We start from the raw sequence: 17314 nt of genomic DNA, 5'->3' as shown, positions 1-17314 counted from the left end.
GGTGCTAGGCCCGCACCAGCGACAGGACGCGGTCGCGGACGCGTTCCATGGTGGCCCGGTCCGTGGCCTCGGCATTGAGCCGCAGGAACGGTTCGGTGTTGGACGGGCGCAGGTTGAACCAGTAGCTGCCGTCGTTGGCCGTGAACGTGCTGCCGTCCATGTTGTCGATGGTGAGGTCCTCGTCCGCGAATGCCTGGCGTACGCGCTCCACCGCTGCCGGCTTGTCCTCCACCTCGGAGTTGATCTCACCGGAGCTGACGTAGGGCTCGTATTCGCGTGCCAGCTCGGAGAGCGGGCCGTGCTGCTCGCCCAGCGCTGCCAGGACGTGCATGGCGGCCAGCATGCCCGTGTCAGCGTTCCAGAAGTCGCGGAAGTAGAAGTGGGCGGAATGCTCGCCGCCGAACACGGCGCCTTCCTTGGCCATGACTGCCTTGATGAAGGAGTGGCCCACCCGTGTGCGGACCGCGCGTCCGCCGTCGTGCTCCACAAGTTCGGCGACTGCGCGTGAGGTGAGCAGGTTGTGGATGATTCTGGGCGTTTCCTCGCCCTGGGCCTTGGCACGGGCAATTTCCCGGCGGGCCACCATGGCGGTAATGGCCGACGGCGACACGGGCTCGCCCTTTTCGTCGATCACGAAGCAGCGGTCGGCGTCGCCGTCGAAGGCGAGGCCGATGTCCGCGCCGTGTTCGATGACTGCTGCCTGCAGGTCGCGGAGGTTTTCCGGCTCCAGCGGGTTGGCCGGGTGGTTGGGGAACGAGCCGTCCAGCTCGAAGTACAGGGGAACGATATCGAACGGCAGTTTGGGCAGCAATGCGTCGCCCAGGACGGCGGGGGTGGTCAGGCCGGCCATCCCGTTGCCGGCGTCCACCACTACCTTCAGCGGGCGGGACGCGGAAAGGTCAACGAGCTTGCGCAGGTACTCGGAGTAGTCCTTGAGGACGTCGCGGACGCTGATGAGGCCCTTGGCGCCGGCAGCGGGGATGGAGCCCGAGTTCAGGTACTGCTCCGCGAGGGCCTGGATGTCCTTGAGGCCGGTTTCGGAGGAGATGGGCACGGCGCCTGCCTTGGCCATCTTGATGCCGTTGTACTCGGCCGGGTTGTGGCTGGCGGTGAAGGTTGCCCCGGCGCGGTTGAGGAACCCGCAGGCGAAGTACAGCTCGTCCGTGGAGATCAGGTCCAGCAGCTCCACGTTGGCGCCCCGTGTTGCGGCTCCGTGGGCGAAGGCCTTGGTGAACTCAGGGGAGGAGGGGCGCATGTCCCCGCCCACGACGATGGTCTGGCCCTCAAGCTGCAGGACATCCACGAACGCGGCCCCCACGGCTTCGACGATTTCGGCGGTGATCGACTCGCCGACGATCCCACGGACGTCGTAGGCCTTGAAGGATGCCGAGAGATCAAATGTCGTTGTCTGTTCGCTAGTCACGGGCTTTATCTTACGTGTGCGGCGCATGTGGCGAAGGGGACTTGGGGATAACTTGCGTAACAGCCGAGGCTTTGCGGCGACTGCCTGGCCTGTTTCCACATAGCGGCGTGAGGCTGCGCCGGGTGTCGGAGGGTGCTGGGATACTGAATCAATGGCCAATAACCAGTACGCTTCCACAGTTTCCGCTACCGCAGTTGCAGATACGGCAGGTCCGGACGGGCCGGGGACCGCCACGCACGCCGAGGCGCTTGAGGTCCTTCGCGGGCTGGTGGGCCACCCCGATGCGGTCTTCCACGACGGGCAGTTTGAAGCCATCGAGGCACTGGTCGACGGCGGGCGGCGGGCCCTGGTGGTCCAGCGCACCGGCTGGGGCAAGTCCGCGGTGTACTTCGTGGCCTCCCTGCTGCTGCGCCGCCGGGGCGCCGGGCCCACGCTGATCGTCTCGCCCCTGCTTGCCCTGATGCGGGACCAGGTGGCGGCCGCCGCCCGGGCCGGGGTCCGCGCCGTGGCCATCAACTCGGCCAACCAACTGGAGTGGGACACGGTCCGTGGGCAGCTGGCCGCGGATGAGGTGGACGTCCTGCTGGTTTCCCCCGAACGGCTGACAAATCCTGCATTCCGGGAAACCCAGCTGCCGGAGCTGCTCCGCCGGACGGGGCTGCTGGTCATCGACGAGGCCCACTGCATTTCCGACTGGGGCCACGACTTCCGCCCCGATTACCGCCGGATCGCGGACCTCATCACCCGCCTCCCTGATTCGGTCCCGGTCCTGGCCACCACGGCCACCGCCAACTCACGGGTGGTGCATGATATCGAGGAGCAGCTCGGCGCGGGGGTCCTGACCATCCGCGGTTCCCTGGGCCGCGATTCACTGCGGCTGGGCGTCCTTGCGCTGCCCAATTCCAAAGAGCGGCTGGGGTGGCTGCTCACCCACCTGGCAGATCTTCCGGGCAGCGGCATCATCTATACCTTGACCGTTTCCGCGGCGGAGGACACCGCCCGGCTCCTGTCCGAGGCGGGACACAACGTGCTGGCCTATACGGGGCGGACGGATCCGGCGGACCGGGAGCGGGCAGAACAGCTCCTGAAGGACAACCAGGTCAAGGCGCTTGTGGCCACCTCTGCGCTCGGAATGGGTTTCGACAAGCCCGATCTTGGCTTCGTCGTCCACTTGGGCGCGCCGTCGTCGCCGGTGGCGTACTACCAGCAGGTGGGCCGCGCCGGCCGTGGCGCGGCGAATGCCGACGTACTGCTGCTGCCCGGCTCCGAGGACCGGGAGATCTGGCAGTACTTCGCCACGGCGTCGATGCCGTCCGAGGAGAAGGCGGCCGCCGTGCTGACGGCGTTGGCCGAGGCAGGAACCGCACTGTCAACCGTGGCGCTGGAAGCCAGGGTGGACCTCCGCCGCACGCCGCTGGAGCTGCTGCTGAAGGTCCTGTCAGTGGACGGAGCGGTGGAGCGGGTCGGCGGCGGCTGGCGCTCCACGGGCCAGCCGTGGGTTTACGACGCCGAGCGCTACAGCCGCATTGCGGAGGCGCGGGTGGACGAGCAGGATTCCATGGTGATCTACCAGGACACGGCCGGTTGCCGGATGGAATACATCACCTCGGTCCTGGACGACGAGACGGCCCGGCCGTGCGGCCGGTGCGACAACTGCGCCGGCCAGTGGTTCCCTGCGGATGTGGCCGCAGACGCCACAGCGGCGGCCAGCCAGACCCTCAGCAGGGCAGGTGGCGTCCTGGAACCGCGTCTTCAGTGGCCCAGCGGCATGGACCGGCTTGGGGTTCCGGTGAAGGGGAAGCTCAAACCCGGTGAGGGCCTCTCGGAGGGGCGCGTCCTGGCCCGCCTGACGGACCTCGGCTGGGGCGGTGCCCTGCGGGAACTGTTCGCAGCGGGCGCGGAGGACCGGCAGGTGGATCCGGGCATGCTCCAGGCCTGCGTGCAGGTACTGCGCGAATGGGGGACCGGCGATGGCCGCAACCCGGGATGGAGCGCGGCGGGCAGGCCGGCCGCCATTGTGGGGGTGCCGTCCCGCAGCAAGCCGCAGCTCGTCGGCTCGTTGGCAAGGGGCATCTCCGAGATCGGGCGCATTCCCTACCTCGGCGAGCTGCAACTGGCGCACGGCGGTCCCACCGGCGGGCGCGGCGGCAACAGCGCCTACCGGCTGGCGGGGGTATGGGACCGGCTGGTGGTGGGCCCTGAGCTCCAAGCCGCCCTGCAGTCCATCCACGGACAGCCGGTGATGCTGATCGACGACCTCACGGACAGCCGGTGGACCCTCACCGTTGCGGGGCGCGCCCTTCGGCAGGCCGGGGCGGGAGCGGTGCTGCCCCTGGTGCTGGCCCAGGCCGGCTGACAGCTGCCCCGGCATGCCGCGGGAGCAGGATGCTGTCCGCGGTGCTGGCCAGCATCAGGACGGCCATTACCAGGAATGCGCCGCGGAAAGGGCCGGCCGGATCCTGGGCCGCGGATCCCAGGCCGTCGAAGCTTCGGATCAGCAGGGCGGCTATGGCGATGCCGGAACCCGTGCCAAGCTGCACCAGCGTTGCGGAAACAGTGTTGGCCGACGTGAGCTGGGCGGGGGGAATGTCTGCGTACTGGACCGAGGCGTAGGCCGAAAAGCCGATGGAGCGGAAGGCGCCGCTGCACACCAGCAGCGCGGCCATCAAAGCCACGGGCGTTTCCGGCGTCATCAGGGCGCAGAGGGCAAAGGTAACGGCTGAGGCCAGCGAGGCAAACACCAGCATTGCCTTGAAGCCGAATTTCCGGATCAGCGGGGTGGTAGCGGGTTTAATCCCGATGTTGCCGATGAACACCGCTGCCACCAGGGCCCCGGCCTGGAGCGGCGACCAGCCAAATCCTTCCTGGAACATCAGCGGCAGCAGGAACGGGACCGAGCTGATGGTGACCCGGTAGATGAACCCGCCCGTGGCCATGGCCCGGAACGTCCTGGTGCGGAAGACCTGCAGGTTGAACAGGGGATGGGGAGCCCGGCGCATCCAGAGGACGGCGCCGGTGAGTGCTGCTACCCCGGCCAGGGCGCTGATTCCGGCCCAGGGCAGTTCCGGATGGCTGCTGGCGAGCTCCAGGCCGGCCACCAGCGCACCCACCCCCACCGTGGTCAGGGCCATTCCGGGCCAGTCCAGCCGTCGGTCGGGATCCCCGGCTACCGCCGGAACCAGCCGCAGTGAGGCCACGAACGCGGCAACGCCGAGTGGAAGGTTCACCAGGAAGATCCAGTGCCACGAGAGATACGTGGTGAGCGCCCCACCCACGAGTGGGGCGAGGACCGGTGCCAGGAGCCCGGGCCACACCAGGAATGCGGTGGCGCGCAGCAGCTCGGCCTTCGGGGTGCCCCGCAGCACCACCAGGGTTCCCACCGGCACCATCATGGCGCCACCGGCACCCTGGGCAATGCGGCTCAGGGTCAGCGTCACCAGGTCCTGGCTGAGGGCGCAGGCCAGGGACGAGAGGGTGAATACCGCGATGGCCGTGCCAAAGATCCGCCTGGCACCAAACCGTTCCGCCAGCCAGCCGCTGAGGGGAATGCCGATGGCCACTGTCAGCAGGTAGGCAGTCATGGTGATGTTGACGTCGGCCGCGGGGATGGCGAAATCCGCTGAAATGCTGGGGATGGCCGTGGTCAGGACCGTGCCGTCCAGGAATTCCATGAAGAACGCTGCCGCCACCAGGAGCGCCAGGCGCGGATTCCAGGCCGTATGAACGCCGTCCGGGTGGTGTGGGTTGCTGCGTGCCGCCATGGGCTAATCCTGCCACCGCGGCAGCGGCCCCCGCCCTCCGCGTCCAGTGGCCGGACAGCGCGTTCCAGAATGCCCCGGAAACGCAAAAGGCCCCGGTCCAGGGGACCGGGGCCAAACGCGGAGACGGGGGGATTTGAACCCCCGGTCGAGTTTAACCCCGACCCTTCATTAGCAGTGAAGTCCATTCGGCCGCTCTGGCACGTCTCCAGTTGCTATTACTAGCCCACCAAGGATACGCAGATCCGGCCATGCAGTGCAAAACGGTGCCCATCACAAGCTCCGCCCCGGTAAACGCGTGCGGGTGCTGCGGGGTCAGCCCTGCGCCGGGCGGACCATTCGGATCTCCGGGAGGTCCTCCCACTCCGGCAGGACGTCCGCTGCGCCGTCCGGTGCAAAGCCGAAATGGCGGTAGAAACCGATGGCCCGGCTGTTGGCGGCTGCCACCCAGAGGCTCGCCGCCCTGGAGCCGATGGCCGCGTCCAGCAAAAGGGCGCCCACGCCAAGACCCTGGTGCGAGGCCAGCAGGTACAGCCCCCACAACTCCAGGTCTCCGGAGGCAGGCGGCGGATGCCCTTCCGGGGAGCCGGGGGCAGGCAGCCGGCGCGAACCGGCAAACCCCACCACCGTCCCGCCGTCGCACGCCACCCACGCCTCGGCAGGTTCGGCCCGGTCCAGAAGGTGCTGCCAGAGCCGCAGCCGGTCTGCCGGGTCCACGGCGGCGAGGAAGGCATCGGACAGCATGCCCCGGTAGGTCTCCTGCCAGCACCGGACGTGCACCTGGGCCAGCCGCTCCACGTCCGCGGCAACGGCCCGCCGTACCGCCAGCCCGGGTGCCATGGAGGTCAGCCCGCCAGCGCTTTCCAGAGGAAGTGCTGGCTGCGGGCCTGCAGCGCAGCGGCCTGCCGGTTGTCGGAGGCGCCGGCGTGGCCACCCTCCAGGGCCTCGTGGAACCACACGTTCGGGATGCCCATGGCCAGCATCCGGGCGGCCATCTTCCGCGCCTGTACAGGGCCTACCCGGTCGTCGGAGGTCGCAGTCCAGATGAAGGTCTCCGGGTACTCCACGGCGTCCTTGAGCAGGTGGTACGGCGAGAAGGTCCTGATGTACTCCCACTGTTCGGGAACATCAGGGTCTCCGTACTCGGCAATCCACGAGTGCCCGGCGGAGAGCCTGGTGTAGCGGCGCATGTCCAGCAGCGGAACCCCGCAGGAGACGGCCCGGAACAGTTCCGGGTAGCGGGTGAGCATGTTTCCCACCAGGAGTCCGCCATTGGAGCCGCCTACGCAGCCCAGCCGCCGCGGCGAGGTGACACCGCGGGAGATGAGGTCCCGCGCCACTGCTGCGAAGTCCTCGTAGGCGCGGTGCCGGTTTTCCTTCAACGCGGCCCGATGCCAGGCCGGGCCGTATTCGCCGCCGCCCCGGATGTTCGCCACCACGTACACCCCGCCGCGTGAGTGGGGGGCCTTCCCGTCGCTGCCGTCCGAGAGCGTGGTCCGCCGCTCCAGCCAGGCCCGGCCCACGGTGCCGCTGTAGGCGGGCGTCCGCGACACCTCGAACCCGCCATAGCCGGACAGCTGGGTGGGGTTCTGCCCGTCCAAAGCCAGCCCGCGCGGCGCCACCTGGAAGTACGGGACCCGGGTGCCGTCGTCGGACACGGCGAAGTGCTGCTCCACTTCATAGTCACGGTCGGCAAAGAACGACGGCGAGGTCTTGACCACCGCGTGCCGGCTCACCACGCCGGACGTCCCGGCACTGCCGTCCTCCCCGGTGCTTGGCTCAAACGTGCCGCGTTCCAGCGTTCCGCGCATCAGCGTGGTGGGGGTGGTGAAGCCCGTGGCGATGAGCCAGAAATCATCGCCCGCGCCGCCGTCGGCCGGCCCCTCATCCTCGTCATCCACGGCGTAGGCGTTCACATCATGCAGCGGCGGGCAGGCGTCCAGGACGCTAGCCGCCCAACCGCCATCCGCGCCGGAAGGCCGGGACGGGTCCAGCACCCGGATCTCGGAGGAGACGTCCTTGAGGAGGTTGAGCACGAGGAAATCCCGGGTCCAGCTCCAGGACTGCAGGGAGGTGTGCGCATCGGGGGTGAACAGGACCGTGAGGTCGCGGCTGCCGGCGAGGTAGTCCTCGAAGTTGGCGGCAAGCAGGGACCCGGAAGGATACGTGGTGCCGTCCAGGACCCAGTCCTGCTGCGGACGGAAGAGCACCCATTCCCGGTGGGCGCTGACGTTGACGTCGGTGGGAACGTCGATCTGTACCCAGGATCCGTCCCGCAGCACAAAGTTGGTGCGGTTGAAGAAATCGATGTAGTCCACGGCGAAGGTCCGCTCAAAGCCGGGCGTGGAGTCGTGCGCTGCCACCGCCATCATGTGGTCTTCCGCCACCTCGAACAGGCGTGGCGCCGCAGCCAGGGACTCTCCGCGCTTGAGCGTCACTGCCGTCCGCGCGTAGGAGGACGCGGTCTTGGGCAGCCCGTCCGCGGTGGAGGCAACCAGCAGGGTCTCGGCATCCAGCCAGGACACGTTGCCTTTGGCGGTGGGGAGGTCAAAGCCGCCGCGCGCCGGATCAACAAAGCCGCGCGCCTCGACGTCGAACTCGCGGTAGCGGTTGGCGTCACCGCCGTCGGGGGAGAGGGCAAGCAGCGCGAGGCGGTAGGGCTCGCCGGATGCGGGGCGCAGGAACGTGGCGCCGTGGAACACCCACTCCTCGCCTTCGGTGCGGGACAGCTCGTCGACATCCAGCAGGACGTCCCATTCCGGGGAGTCCGTGCAGTAGCTTTCCCAGGTGGTCCGGCGCCACAGGCCCTTAGGGTTCTGCTGGTCGCGCCAGAAGTTGTAGTACCAGTCGCCGCGCTTGCCCACCATGGCGATCCGGTCAGTGGAGTCCAGGACTTCCAGGATGCCGGCCTCCAGCTCCGCGTAGCCGTCGTCTCCCAGCAGGTCCTCGGTGCGGGAGTTCTGCTCCTTGACCCAGGCCAGCTGTTCCTCGCCGTAGATGTCCTCCAGCCACACATTCTCGTCGACGGGTTCCGGCGCTGTTTCCCGGGCATTGGTGCCGGAGGTGTCCCGGCCGGGACCGGGAACGGACGCTTGATCAGCTGCTGTGGTGGTCATGCGCCCCATCCAAACAACATCCCCCATGGCTGGCAAGTCAAGCGGCCGGGCGCGCACTCCGCTTCCAGCCCGTACGCTGTATGGCGTGGAATTATCGCAGAGCAACCGGGCTGTCATCATCGGTGCCGGCCCCCGTGGCACCAGCGTGCTGGAGCGGCTGCTCGCCCACACTGCCGTCCCCGGCAACCAGAATGCACGGCTGCACATCGACGTCGTGGACCCCTACCCGGCAGGCCCCGGCCACGTGTGGCAACCGGGTCAGTCCCGGCTGTTACTCATGAACACCCAGTCTTTCTACCCCACCCTGGTTCCCGAGGATCCGTCCCTTCCCCCGCCGATTGCCGGCACCACGTTTGACCAGTGGCGGGCCAGGCAGCAGCGGGACCCGCTGCCGGCCCTCACAGCCGGGGAACGGGCGGAGCTGGCGGTACTGGGATCGAATGATTTTCCCAGCCGCGCCCTCTACGGCCGCTACCTGCGCTGCACACTGGAGGAATTGCTGGGCACGGCCCCCGACGGCGTCACGATCGAATTCCACGAAACGTCCGCACTGTCGGTGCGTCCCGTGGGGGACGGAATGTTCGACGTCGGCCTGGCCACCGGGGCGACCATCCGCGCCAGGTCCGTGGTGCTGGCCCTGGGGCACATCCCCTCCCGGCTGAATCCTGAACAGCGGGAGCTGCAGGCCGCCGCCGGACAACTGGACCTGCAGTACTTTCCCCCCGCCATCCCGGCGGACGTGGACTGGTCCCGGATCCCTGCCGGCGAGCCGGTCCTGGTCCGCGGCATGGGCCTGAACTTCTTCGACACCATGGGCCAGCTCACCGAAGGCCGCGGCGGCAAGTTCGTGTCCAACGGCAAAGGCCTGGAGTACGAAGCCTCCGGCCAGGAACCCCTGATCATCGCAGCCTCCCGGCGCGGAACCCCGTACCGGGCAAAGGCTGCACTGGACGGCTACTACGCTTCCTCCATCACGCTCCGCTACCTCACCGAGGCCGCCATCGAACGGCTGGCGAAGGCCGGGATCCGCCCTTCCTTCGACCACGACCTGTGGCCGCTGCTGCACCGCGACGCCCTGTGGGCCTACTACACAACACTGGTGCGCTCGCAGCCCGGCGCGGTGCCCGATGCGCCCGCGTTCCTCGCAGCGCTGGAGGAGGCCCTGCGGCCGCACGCGCACAGCGCCGCGAACTGGGAGGACAGCGTCGAGAGCGTCCTGGCCGTCCACGTAGGGCCCCGGCACCGCCTGGACCTGCCAGGGCTCGCGGCTCCACTGGCAGGGCGTTCCTTTGAGTCCCGCAGGGTGCATGATGCCGCCGTCGTGGAGTTCCTGCTTGATGATGCGCGCCGCTCGGCACTGGGCGAGGACGACCCGGTCAAGATGGCCATCGGCGCACTGCACCACGGGCGCGCCGTCCTGAAGACGGCAGTGGCCGACGGCGGCATCACCGACGAGTCATGGGTCGCCGGCCTGCGTGGCTGGTTTGAGTCGTTCGTGGAAGGCCTGGCCAGCGGACCCCCGGCGCTGCGGTCCGAGCAGCTCGCGGCCCTGGCAAGGGCCGGGGTGGTCAGCTTTGTGGGGCCGGACCCTAAATTCCGGGTGGACCGCAAGTCCGCGCTGTTCACGGCTTCCTCGCCGTGGGTGGCGGGCCCGCCGGCCACTGCGCGGACCATGGTGGAGGCGCTGGCCCCCGGCAACCGGGTCTCGGCCAACGATTCACCGGTATTGGAGCAGCTGCTGTCCGATGGGCTGGTGCGGCCCAAGCTCATGATGACCGCCGAAGGTGCCCCGGTCGAGTCCACCGGCCTGGACGTGGAACCGCACCCGTACCGCCCGGTTGCTGCCAACGGGTCGGTGACCGAGGGCCTCTTCGCGCTGGGGCTGCAGTTGTCGTCGGCCCAGTGGGGTACCGCCATCGCCGCCGAGGCTGTCCAACCCGGCGGGCCCGCGTACCGCAGCGGCCAGCGCACCCTCCGCGACGCGGACGAGATCGCGGCCGCGATCCTGCAGCGCTGACCAGACGCCCGCTCACCTTTGACAGGTAGAACAGCAACGCCCGCTCACCTTTGGCGAACGGGCGTTGCTGATGCGGCGCCAGGGTGGCAGTGCCACCGCGTGCCGTTGATTAGCCGCGCAGGCAGGCGCGGTAGGCGGCCATGGCCTGGCCGTAGTTCGCCTGGCCCCTGACGTCAGCGGGACGGGTGGGCTTGACCGGCGGAACACAGATCGGCTGCGCCGGCGTAACGGCCCCCACCAGTACGGCCACCTTCACCACGGTGCCGGACTCGACGGCGGTGAGCACCAGGGTTGCCGTACCCTCCGCCGCCCCGGCCGGGACGGCCAGGTTCACCGAGGCTGTACCGGCGGCCACCGGTACTGTGCCCAGCGGGGTGACCTTGCCCGCGGCGTCGGTGAACGAAGCCTCCAAGGCCGTGTTCACCGGGCTGCCGAGGGAGGTCAGGTCAAGTTTGGAGACGGCCAGCGTGATTGCTTCGCCGGGCTTCACCCCGTCTGGCGTGGTGTTGGTGACCGCCACCGAACGCCGTGCGAAGTCCGGAGACACAGGGCCGCTCTTCTGGAGGTAGCCGATCCACGCGTCCCGGTCCACCAGTCCGGAATCCCGGGTGTTGGTACCCTCCGTGAAGATCCGGAAGTTGTCGCCGCCGGTTGCCAGGAAGCTGAACGTGCCTACCCGGTAGGACCTGGCCGGGTCCAGCAGTTCACCGTTCACCCGAACCGAGGTGATGCGGTCCCCGGCGGCCCGGGTGCCGTCGTAGGTGTAGTTCACGTTCTTCGACAGGCCCAGCTGCAGGTACGCGCGGCTGGGAACCGTGCCGTCCGGGTTGGTCTGCCACTGCTGCTCCAGCAGGGTCTTGAACTGCGCACCGGTCAGGGACGTGGTCCACAGGTTGTTCACAAACGGCAGCACCGCATTGGCCTCGGCGTAGGTGATGGTGCCGTCCGGAGCGTAGTACAGCTCGTTGCGCAGGCCGCCGGGATTGACGACGCCGATTTCCGCGCCGCCGAGCTCAGCCGGCTGCAGGGAAGAGAGCAGGGAGTCGGCCACCAGGTTGCCCAGGGTGGATTCGCTGCCGCGGTCATCGCGCTTTGGGGTGCCGGTGGCATCGGTGGTGAAGGCCGTGGTGATGTCCTTGGTGACCGATCCGATGGGCTGGTTGCCAACCACGGCCGCGTCCGCCAGGGCCTTCTTGACGATGGCATCGACGGCGGCCACGCGCGGGTACGCGGCGACCAGGCCAGCGGCGGCGTCCGTGGTGCGTTTGACGTTACCGGCCTTGTACGCCGTCACCTCCTTGCTGGCGCTGTCCACGGTCAGCTGGATCTGGCCCACATTCTCGCCGTAGTTTCCGGTCTGCACGATGGGACGGGTCTTGCCCGCTGCGCCGGGAACGGGTGCCTCCCAGGCGTATTCCTTGTGCGTGTGGCCGGTGAAGATCGCATCCACCTCGGGAGACGTTTCGGTGACCAGCTTCGCGAACGGGCCGCCGGCTGCCACTTCCTGCTCCAGTGTGGCGCCTTCCACCACACCTGAGCCGGCGCCGTCGTGATCTTCCACGATGATCACGTCGGCCAGCTTGTCCGCCGTGATCTTTGCGGCCACCCGGTTGATGGCGTCCACCGGGTCCCCAAAGTCGAGGTCGGCGATGCCGGCCGGTGTCACCAGGGACGGGACCTCCTGGGTGACGGTGCCGATCACGGCGACCTTGACGCCGTTCAGGTCCAGCACCGTGTACTCGGGCAGCACCGGTTCGGTGGTGCCCTTCCTGTAGACGTTCGCACCCAGGTAGGGGAACTTGGCGTTGGTGCCACCCGCGACGACGCGGTCCCGCAGGTCCGCCCAGCCGCCGTCGAACTCGTGGTTGCCCACGGCAGACGCCTTCAGTTCCAGTGCATTGAGTACATCGATGGTGGGCTGGTCCTTGGCAACTGCCGAGGCGAACAGGGAAGCGCCGATGTTGTCACCGGCGGACAGGAACGCGGTGGCGCCGGGGGCGGCCGCGGCCCGCAACTTCTCGATGGTGCCGGCGAACTGGACCGTGTTGGTGTCGATCCTGCCGTGGAAGTCGTTGATGTTCAGGAGGTTGAGGTCAACGGTCGCAGGTGTGGACGCCAGGTCCAGGCCGACCACCACGGGGTCGTGGTCGCTGGCACGGAACTGGTCCGGGGCGTAGTAGTTGGTGATGTTGCTGTTGTAGCGGCTGTATTCCAGCGCCACGGATTCCACGGAGTTGATGTTCCAGATGTCGGCCCCGGTGACCACGGCATTGGCTGCCGGAGAGGCAAGAATGTGGTCCAGGGACCCCACCAGGCCGCCGAACAGGTAGGAGTGCTTGGCTGAGCCGTCGGCGTTGCGGGCCTTGTCGTCCTGGTTGACATAGCCCGCGGCGGTCAGGACGTTGATCGGGTCTTCTTTGCCGTAGGAGTTGAAGTCGCCGGCCAGGAACACCTTGTCGGTGCCCTTGGACTTCTGCAGTTCGTCGGAGAAGGCAAGCAGGGACTGCGCCTGCGCAGTGCGGGCAAGGTTCGAGGCGCCCTGGCCCTTGTCGGTGTCGTCCGGGGTAGCAGCCGAGCCCTTGGACTTGAAGTGGTTGGCGATGGCGATGAATTCCGTGCCGGCTCCGCCGCCCACAGGCTTGAAGACCTGGGCCAACGGCTTGCGGGCGCTCGCAAAGGCAACGGTGTCGTTGTGGATGACGGATTCACCTACGGGTTCGGCCACGGCCTTCTTGAAAATGAACGCGGTGCGGATCATGTCCTCGTCAGCCAGCGGCGGAGCGTTGGCGGGGGAGCGGACGTAGTCCCAGATACCAGGGCTGGGGATGTTGAGGGCTTCCACCAGCCTGGCCAGGGCAGCGTCCCGGTTCTTGCCGAACTGCGCGGAGTTCTCGACTTCCATCAGGGTCACGACGTCGGCGCCGGACCTGGTGATGGCGGAGACGATCTTGTCCTGCTGGCGCTGGAAGTTCTCGGCGTTGGCAGCCCCGCGGGCGTCACAGCCGCCGCGGACCGTGATCGGGTTGCCGTCCCGGTCCTCGTAGAACGTGCAGCCCGACAGGGTGTCCCCGGTGGTGGGGAAGTAGTTCAGGACGTTGAAGGAGGCGATCTTGACGTTGCCGCCCACGGGTGCCGGACGGAGCCTCCGTGCGGGTGGCGCCGAAACTGGCCGGCTGCACCGTGGCCTTGTTGGCGTCGGTCAGGTGGGTCAGCGGCTGCAGCTTCCAGGAGTTGTTGGCATAGCCGAGCACCACGTTGGTGGTGAACGTAGCGGGCGAGCCGACGCGGACGTGGTCCGTTGTGGTGAGGTACGGCAGGATCTCGGCCTTGGTGGCGGCGTCCTTCAGGAAGTTGGTGCTGGACCCGTCGTCGAGCTTGATGCCGCGGGCAGCGTTGTCAGCCACGGCGGCGGTGTATTCGGCGGAGCCGAACGGTGCCACAGCGGTGGGCTGGACCAGGGGAGTGGTCCCGCCGGCAAGGCCAATCTCCCCAAACTGGTTCAGGCTGTAGTTGTCGCTCACCGTCATGGGGCCCTGGGGTGCCAGCAGCATGCCTTCCAGCGATTCGCGGAAGGTTTCCGTGGCGGGGAGGGTGAAGATGGTGGGCTTGACCTCGGGGGCGGCCTCGGTGGGCTTGGTGAGGCCCTCCGCCGCCGTGACGTTGAGTTGTGTCATGCCGTAGTACTCGGCCACGGTGCCGGTGACCTGCACGTAGTCGCCGGCCTGCACCGAAGCAACGGTGGCGGGGGAGTAGACGAAGAGGCCGTCGGATGCGGCGTGGTTGGTGGCCGTCAGGTCGCCGCCGGAGCCCGCGGTCTGGAGGTAGTAGCCGTTGAGTCCACCCGTGGGGAAGGCTGCGGTGACTTTGCCCTTGGTGGTGACGGTGGCTCCGGCCAGCGGGCTTGCCGTCCCGGTGCCCTGGATCTCCGCGATGGTCCGGGCAACGGGATCCGGCGATGGTGTGGGGTCGGGAGCCGGAGCTGTGCCGCCTGACGGGGTTGGCGTGATGGCGCCAAGGAGCGTGAAGTCTGCGGCGTTGTTGTTGCTGTCCGTCCCGGCGGCCCGGTTGAGGCTCTTCACATCGGTGTTTCCGGCAGGTGCCGCGGCAGCCTGGGTTTCAAAGGTGTTGGACGTGCCGTAACCCAGGAGGTCCGCCACGCCGGCGGTTTCCACTACGGAACCGGTGGAAAGCGCGACGGCGGTGGGCTGCTTGGCGAGCACGATGGTTCCCGTTGTGCCGCTCGGGTTCAGGGTGGTGGCAAGGTCAGGCTTGGGGAGGTCGGCGCCATTGGTTCCGTTGCTGCTGCCCTGCACCAGGTAGTAGCCCTTGGCCGGGATGGAACCGGACAGCGGCGCGACGCCGGAGGGCGCACCCGTGCCGGTGGCTGAGCGGTACTGAACGGACCAGCCGTCCAGGGATACCGGGGCATCCGAAGTGTTGTACAGCTCCACGAATTTGTTCTTGTAGGCGGCGCCGCTGCTGCCGCCGCTCAGGTAGGCCTCGTTGATTACAACGGGGGAGGTGCCTGCCGCGGTTGAGACCTCCGCGGCTGTGCTGTCCGCTACCGCGGGCACAGCTGCCAGCGGAGCTGCGATGAGCCCCGCGGACAACGCTGTGCCCAGCGTCGACTTCCATTTATTCAGATGCATCCGCTCTTACTTTCATCGAGGTGTCCCGGGTGGGTGGCCCGGTGGAGTGCGCCAGGAGCAGGATCCGGACCCAGCCCGGATCCTGCTCCTGGTCAAGTGGGTGTCAGGCATATGACAACAGCACTGAATGAACGCAAAGTTGCTGGAGCGTGCATTCGGCGGGACGTTCCCCAGCGGAGCGGCCCGCACTGCGGCCCAGGCTTCCCTAGCCCGGGCCGGAAGTGCTGTTGGCGGGAGTGATGCTGCCGGCTAAAACGCAAATGTGCCGGCAGTCACAAACATTACCCGCGGGTAGCTTTGGGGCCAGGGTTTGGCGAGGGGTTACTCCAAAGAATTTACGTCCGCGCAACACGGCAGGGCGTGGGGGCGTTAAAACAAAAAACCCCTGGCGGCCGGTGCCGGCTGCCAGGGGTTCCCTTGCGGAAGGTAAGAGATTCGAACTCTTGGTACGGGGTTACCGCACACTGGTTTTCAAGACCAGCTCCTTCGGCCGCTCGGACAACCTTCCTCAGCTAGTAGTGTTTCATAGGCACTTGCCTGCAACAAAACAGGCCCGGGGAAGCGCCCGGTGCACACTGGATGCAGTCAGGATTTAAGTCAGGAACGGGAGAGGTCCATGAAAGCCGTCTATATATCGGAACCGGGCGGCCCGGAAGTGCTGGAAGTGCGGGACGTGGACGCCCCGGTGCCCGGCCAGGGCGAAGTGCTGATCGATGTGGTGGCTGCGGGGCTGAACCGGGCCGATGTCCAGCAGCGCCGGGGGTTCTACCCGCCGCCGCCCGGCGCCTCCGAGGTTCCGGGACTGGAAGTGTCAGGCCGGATTGCCGGCTTCGGGCCCGGCGTGAGCAAGCCGTTCTCGTTGGGGGACAAGGTAGTGGCCCTGCTCGCAGGCGGCGGCTATGCCCAGCAGGTGGCGGTCCCGGCTGAGCAGGTGCTGCGCGTCCCCGACGGCGTTGACCTGGTCACCGCCGCGTCGCTGCCGGAGGTGGCCGCAACGGTCTACTCCAACCTCATCATGACGGCGCAGCTGCAGCCGGGCGAAACGGTCCTCATTCACGGCGCCACCGGCGGGATCGGCACCATGGCCATCCAATTGGCCAAGGCGTTCGGCGCCAAAGTTGCCACCACGGCCGGGACTGAGGAAAAGGTCAGCACCGCCAAAGCCTTCCTCGGGGCGGATATCGCCATCAATTACAAAGAGGAAGACTTTCCGGAGAGCCTTCGGCGGCAGAATGGCGGCAAGGGGGCGGACGTCATCCTCGACGTGGTGGGGGCCAAGTACCTCCCCCAGAACGTGGACGCCCTGGCCGACTACGGGCGCCTGGTGGTGATCGGCCTGCAGGGCGGAACCAAGGGTGAACTGGACCTGGGGCTGCTGCTAAAGAAGCGGGCGGCCGTGGTGGCCACCGCCCTGCGGCCCAGGCCGGTGGCGGAAAAAGGTGCCATCATGACCGCCGTCCGGGACGCCGTGTGGCCGCTGGTGGCTGACGGCAGGATACGACCGCTCGTTGCCAAGACGTTCCCCCTTGACCAGGTGGGTGACGCCCACCGGTATTTCGACAGCGGCGATCACGTCGGCAAGGTCCTCCTGGTGATGTAGGAGCCCCACCATACATACCCGGTATTGCGCTTCGGGATGCTTCCGGTTTAGGCTTCGTATACGCGGTATGCACGGGTCTTGGGGGCCTGTGCATACCGGTAAATGACTAAGCCCGGGGGAGCCATATGTCGATTCGTCACAGCCTCCTCGCCCTGCTGCAGGACCAACCCCGCTATGGGTACCAGCTGCGGGTCGAGTTCGAGAACCGCACCGGAGCCACTTGGCCCCTGAACATCGGGCAGGTTTACACCACGCTGGACCGGCTGGAACGCGATGATTTGGTGGCCAAGGAAGGCGACGACGGCGAGGGCCACGTGGTGTACAGCATCACTCCTGCCGGCAAGGCGGAGGTGCGGAGCTGGTTCGCTGCCCCGGTGGAGCGAAACAACCCGCCCCGCAACGAGCTCGCCATCAAGCTCGCGCTCGCCGTCACCCTGCCGGGGGTGGATGTCCAGGCCATCATCCAGGCCCAGCGCGTCGCGTCCATCAGGGCCCTGCAGGACTACACCAAGGCCCGGCGCGACACGGCCGCGAACCAGCGGGCCACGGATACCGCCTGGCTGTTGGTGCTCGACTCCTTGATCTTCCAGACCGAAGCCGAAGTCCGCTGGCTGGACCTCTGCGAGGCCAGGATGGTCCAGCAAGCACAGGCCTCCGCCACAGGTCCTGCCCGGAAGGCGTCCAACGGGGCCACGGAAGACGCCTCGCTCAACGCGGACAGCCACCGGTGAGCGGGCACGGCCGCCGGTGA

Annotated in this window: 8 protein-coding genes, 2 tRNA genes and 1 pseudogene; 4 read left to right on the top strand and 7 right to left on the bottom strand. The window is 67.8% G+C overall.

Annotated elements, in window-relative coordinates; genetic code table 11:
* Positions 1-4 precede the first annotated feature (4 nt).
* A complete protein-coding gene (locus ACR65J_RS19165; protein ID WP_440172036.1) occupies positions 5-1423 on the bottom strand; it encodes a phosphomannomutase/phosphoglucomutase in 1419 nt (472 codons plus the stop codon).
* Between the two features lie 151 nt (positions 1424-1574).
* Between ACR65J_RS19165 and ACR65J_RS19160 the strand changes: the two genes are divergently transcribed.
* Positions 1575-3779 carry a RecQ family ATP-dependent DNA helicase gene (locus ACR65J_RS19160; protein WP_440172034.1) on the top strand — a complete coding sequence of 735 codons (2205 nt, stop codon included), beginning with the start codon at positions 1575-1577 and terminating at the stop codon, positions 3777-3779.
* On the opposite strand, the gene ACR65J_RS19155 is transcribed toward ACR65J_RS19160, so the two are convergent.
* The 4 genes from ACR65J_RS19155 to ACR65J_RS19140 form a co-directional block, all read right to left on the bottom strand.
* Positions 3703-5184, bottom strand: coding sequence for an MFS transporter (locus ACR65J_RS19155; RefSeq protein WP_440172032.1), 1482 nt, complete (start codon positions 5182-5184; stop codon positions 3703-3705). The two genes, ACR65J_RS19160 and ACR65J_RS19155, sit on opposite strands and share 77 nt — an antisense overlap.
* A 118-nt stretch (positions 5185-5302) precedes the next feature.
* Positions 5303-5391 (bottom strand) — tRNA-Ser (locus ACR65J_RS19150).
* 105 nt (positions 5392-5496) lie between these two features.
* A complete protein-coding gene (locus ACR65J_RS19145; RefSeq protein WP_440172030.1) occupies positions 5497-6021 on the bottom strand; it encodes a GNAT family N-acetyltransferase in 525 nt (174 codons plus the stop codon).
* 5 nt (positions 6022-6026) lie between these two features.
* On the bottom strand, positions 6027-8297 hold the full coding sequence (locus tag ACR65J_RS19140; RefSeq protein ID WP_440172028.1) for a prolyl oligopeptidase family serine peptidase: 2271 nt from the start codon (positions 8295-8297) through the stop codon (positions 6027-6029).
* Between the two features lie 85 nt (positions 8298-8382).
* On the opposite strand from ACR65J_RS19140, the gene ACR65J_RS19135 reads away from it, so the two are divergent.
* The gene (locus tag ACR65J_RS19135) at positions 8383-10314 is read left to right on the top strand and encodes an FAD/NAD(P)-binding protein (protein ID WP_440172026.1); all 1932 of its coding nucleotides are present in this window, start codon (positions 8383-8385) and stop codon (positions 10312-10314) included.
* A gap of 109 nt (positions 10315-10423) precedes the next feature.
* On the opposite strand, the pseudogene ACR65J_RS19130 reads toward ACR65J_RS19135, so the two are convergent.
* Both ACR65J_RS19130 and ACR65J_RS19125 read right to left on the bottom strand, forming a co-directional pair.
* Positions 10424-14963: pseudogene (locus ACR65J_RS19130) on the bottom strand (ExeM/NucH family extracellular endonuclease).
* Between the two features lie 420 nt (positions 14964-15383).
* Positions 15384-15471: transfer RNA gene (locus ACR65J_RS19125), tRNA-Ser, on the bottom strand.
* Positions 15472-15579: 108 nt separating this feature from the next.
* Here ACR65J_RS19125 and ACR65J_RS19120 point away from each other — a divergent pair.
* Both ACR65J_RS19120 and ACR65J_RS19115 read left to right on the top strand, forming a co-directional pair.
* Positions 15580-16563, top strand: a complete 984-nt coding sequence (locus tag ACR65J_RS19120; protein WP_440172024.1) for an NAD(P)H-quinone oxidoreductase — start codon at positions 15580-15582, stop codon at positions 16561-16563.
* Between the two features lie 125 nt (positions 16564-16688).
* Positions 16689-17294 carry a PadR family transcriptional regulator gene (locus ACR65J_RS19115; RefSeq protein ID WP_440172022.1) on the top strand — a complete coding sequence of 202 codons (606 nt, stop codon included), beginning with the start codon at positions 16689-16691 and terminating at the stop codon, positions 17292-17294.
* Positions 17295-17314: the final 20 nt, after the last annotated feature.

Source organism: Arthrobacter sp. SAFR-044 (genome assembly GCF_059414985.1).
Note: the sequence above shows the minus strand (reverse complement) of the source record. Positions and strands in the feature narration are given on the sequence as shown.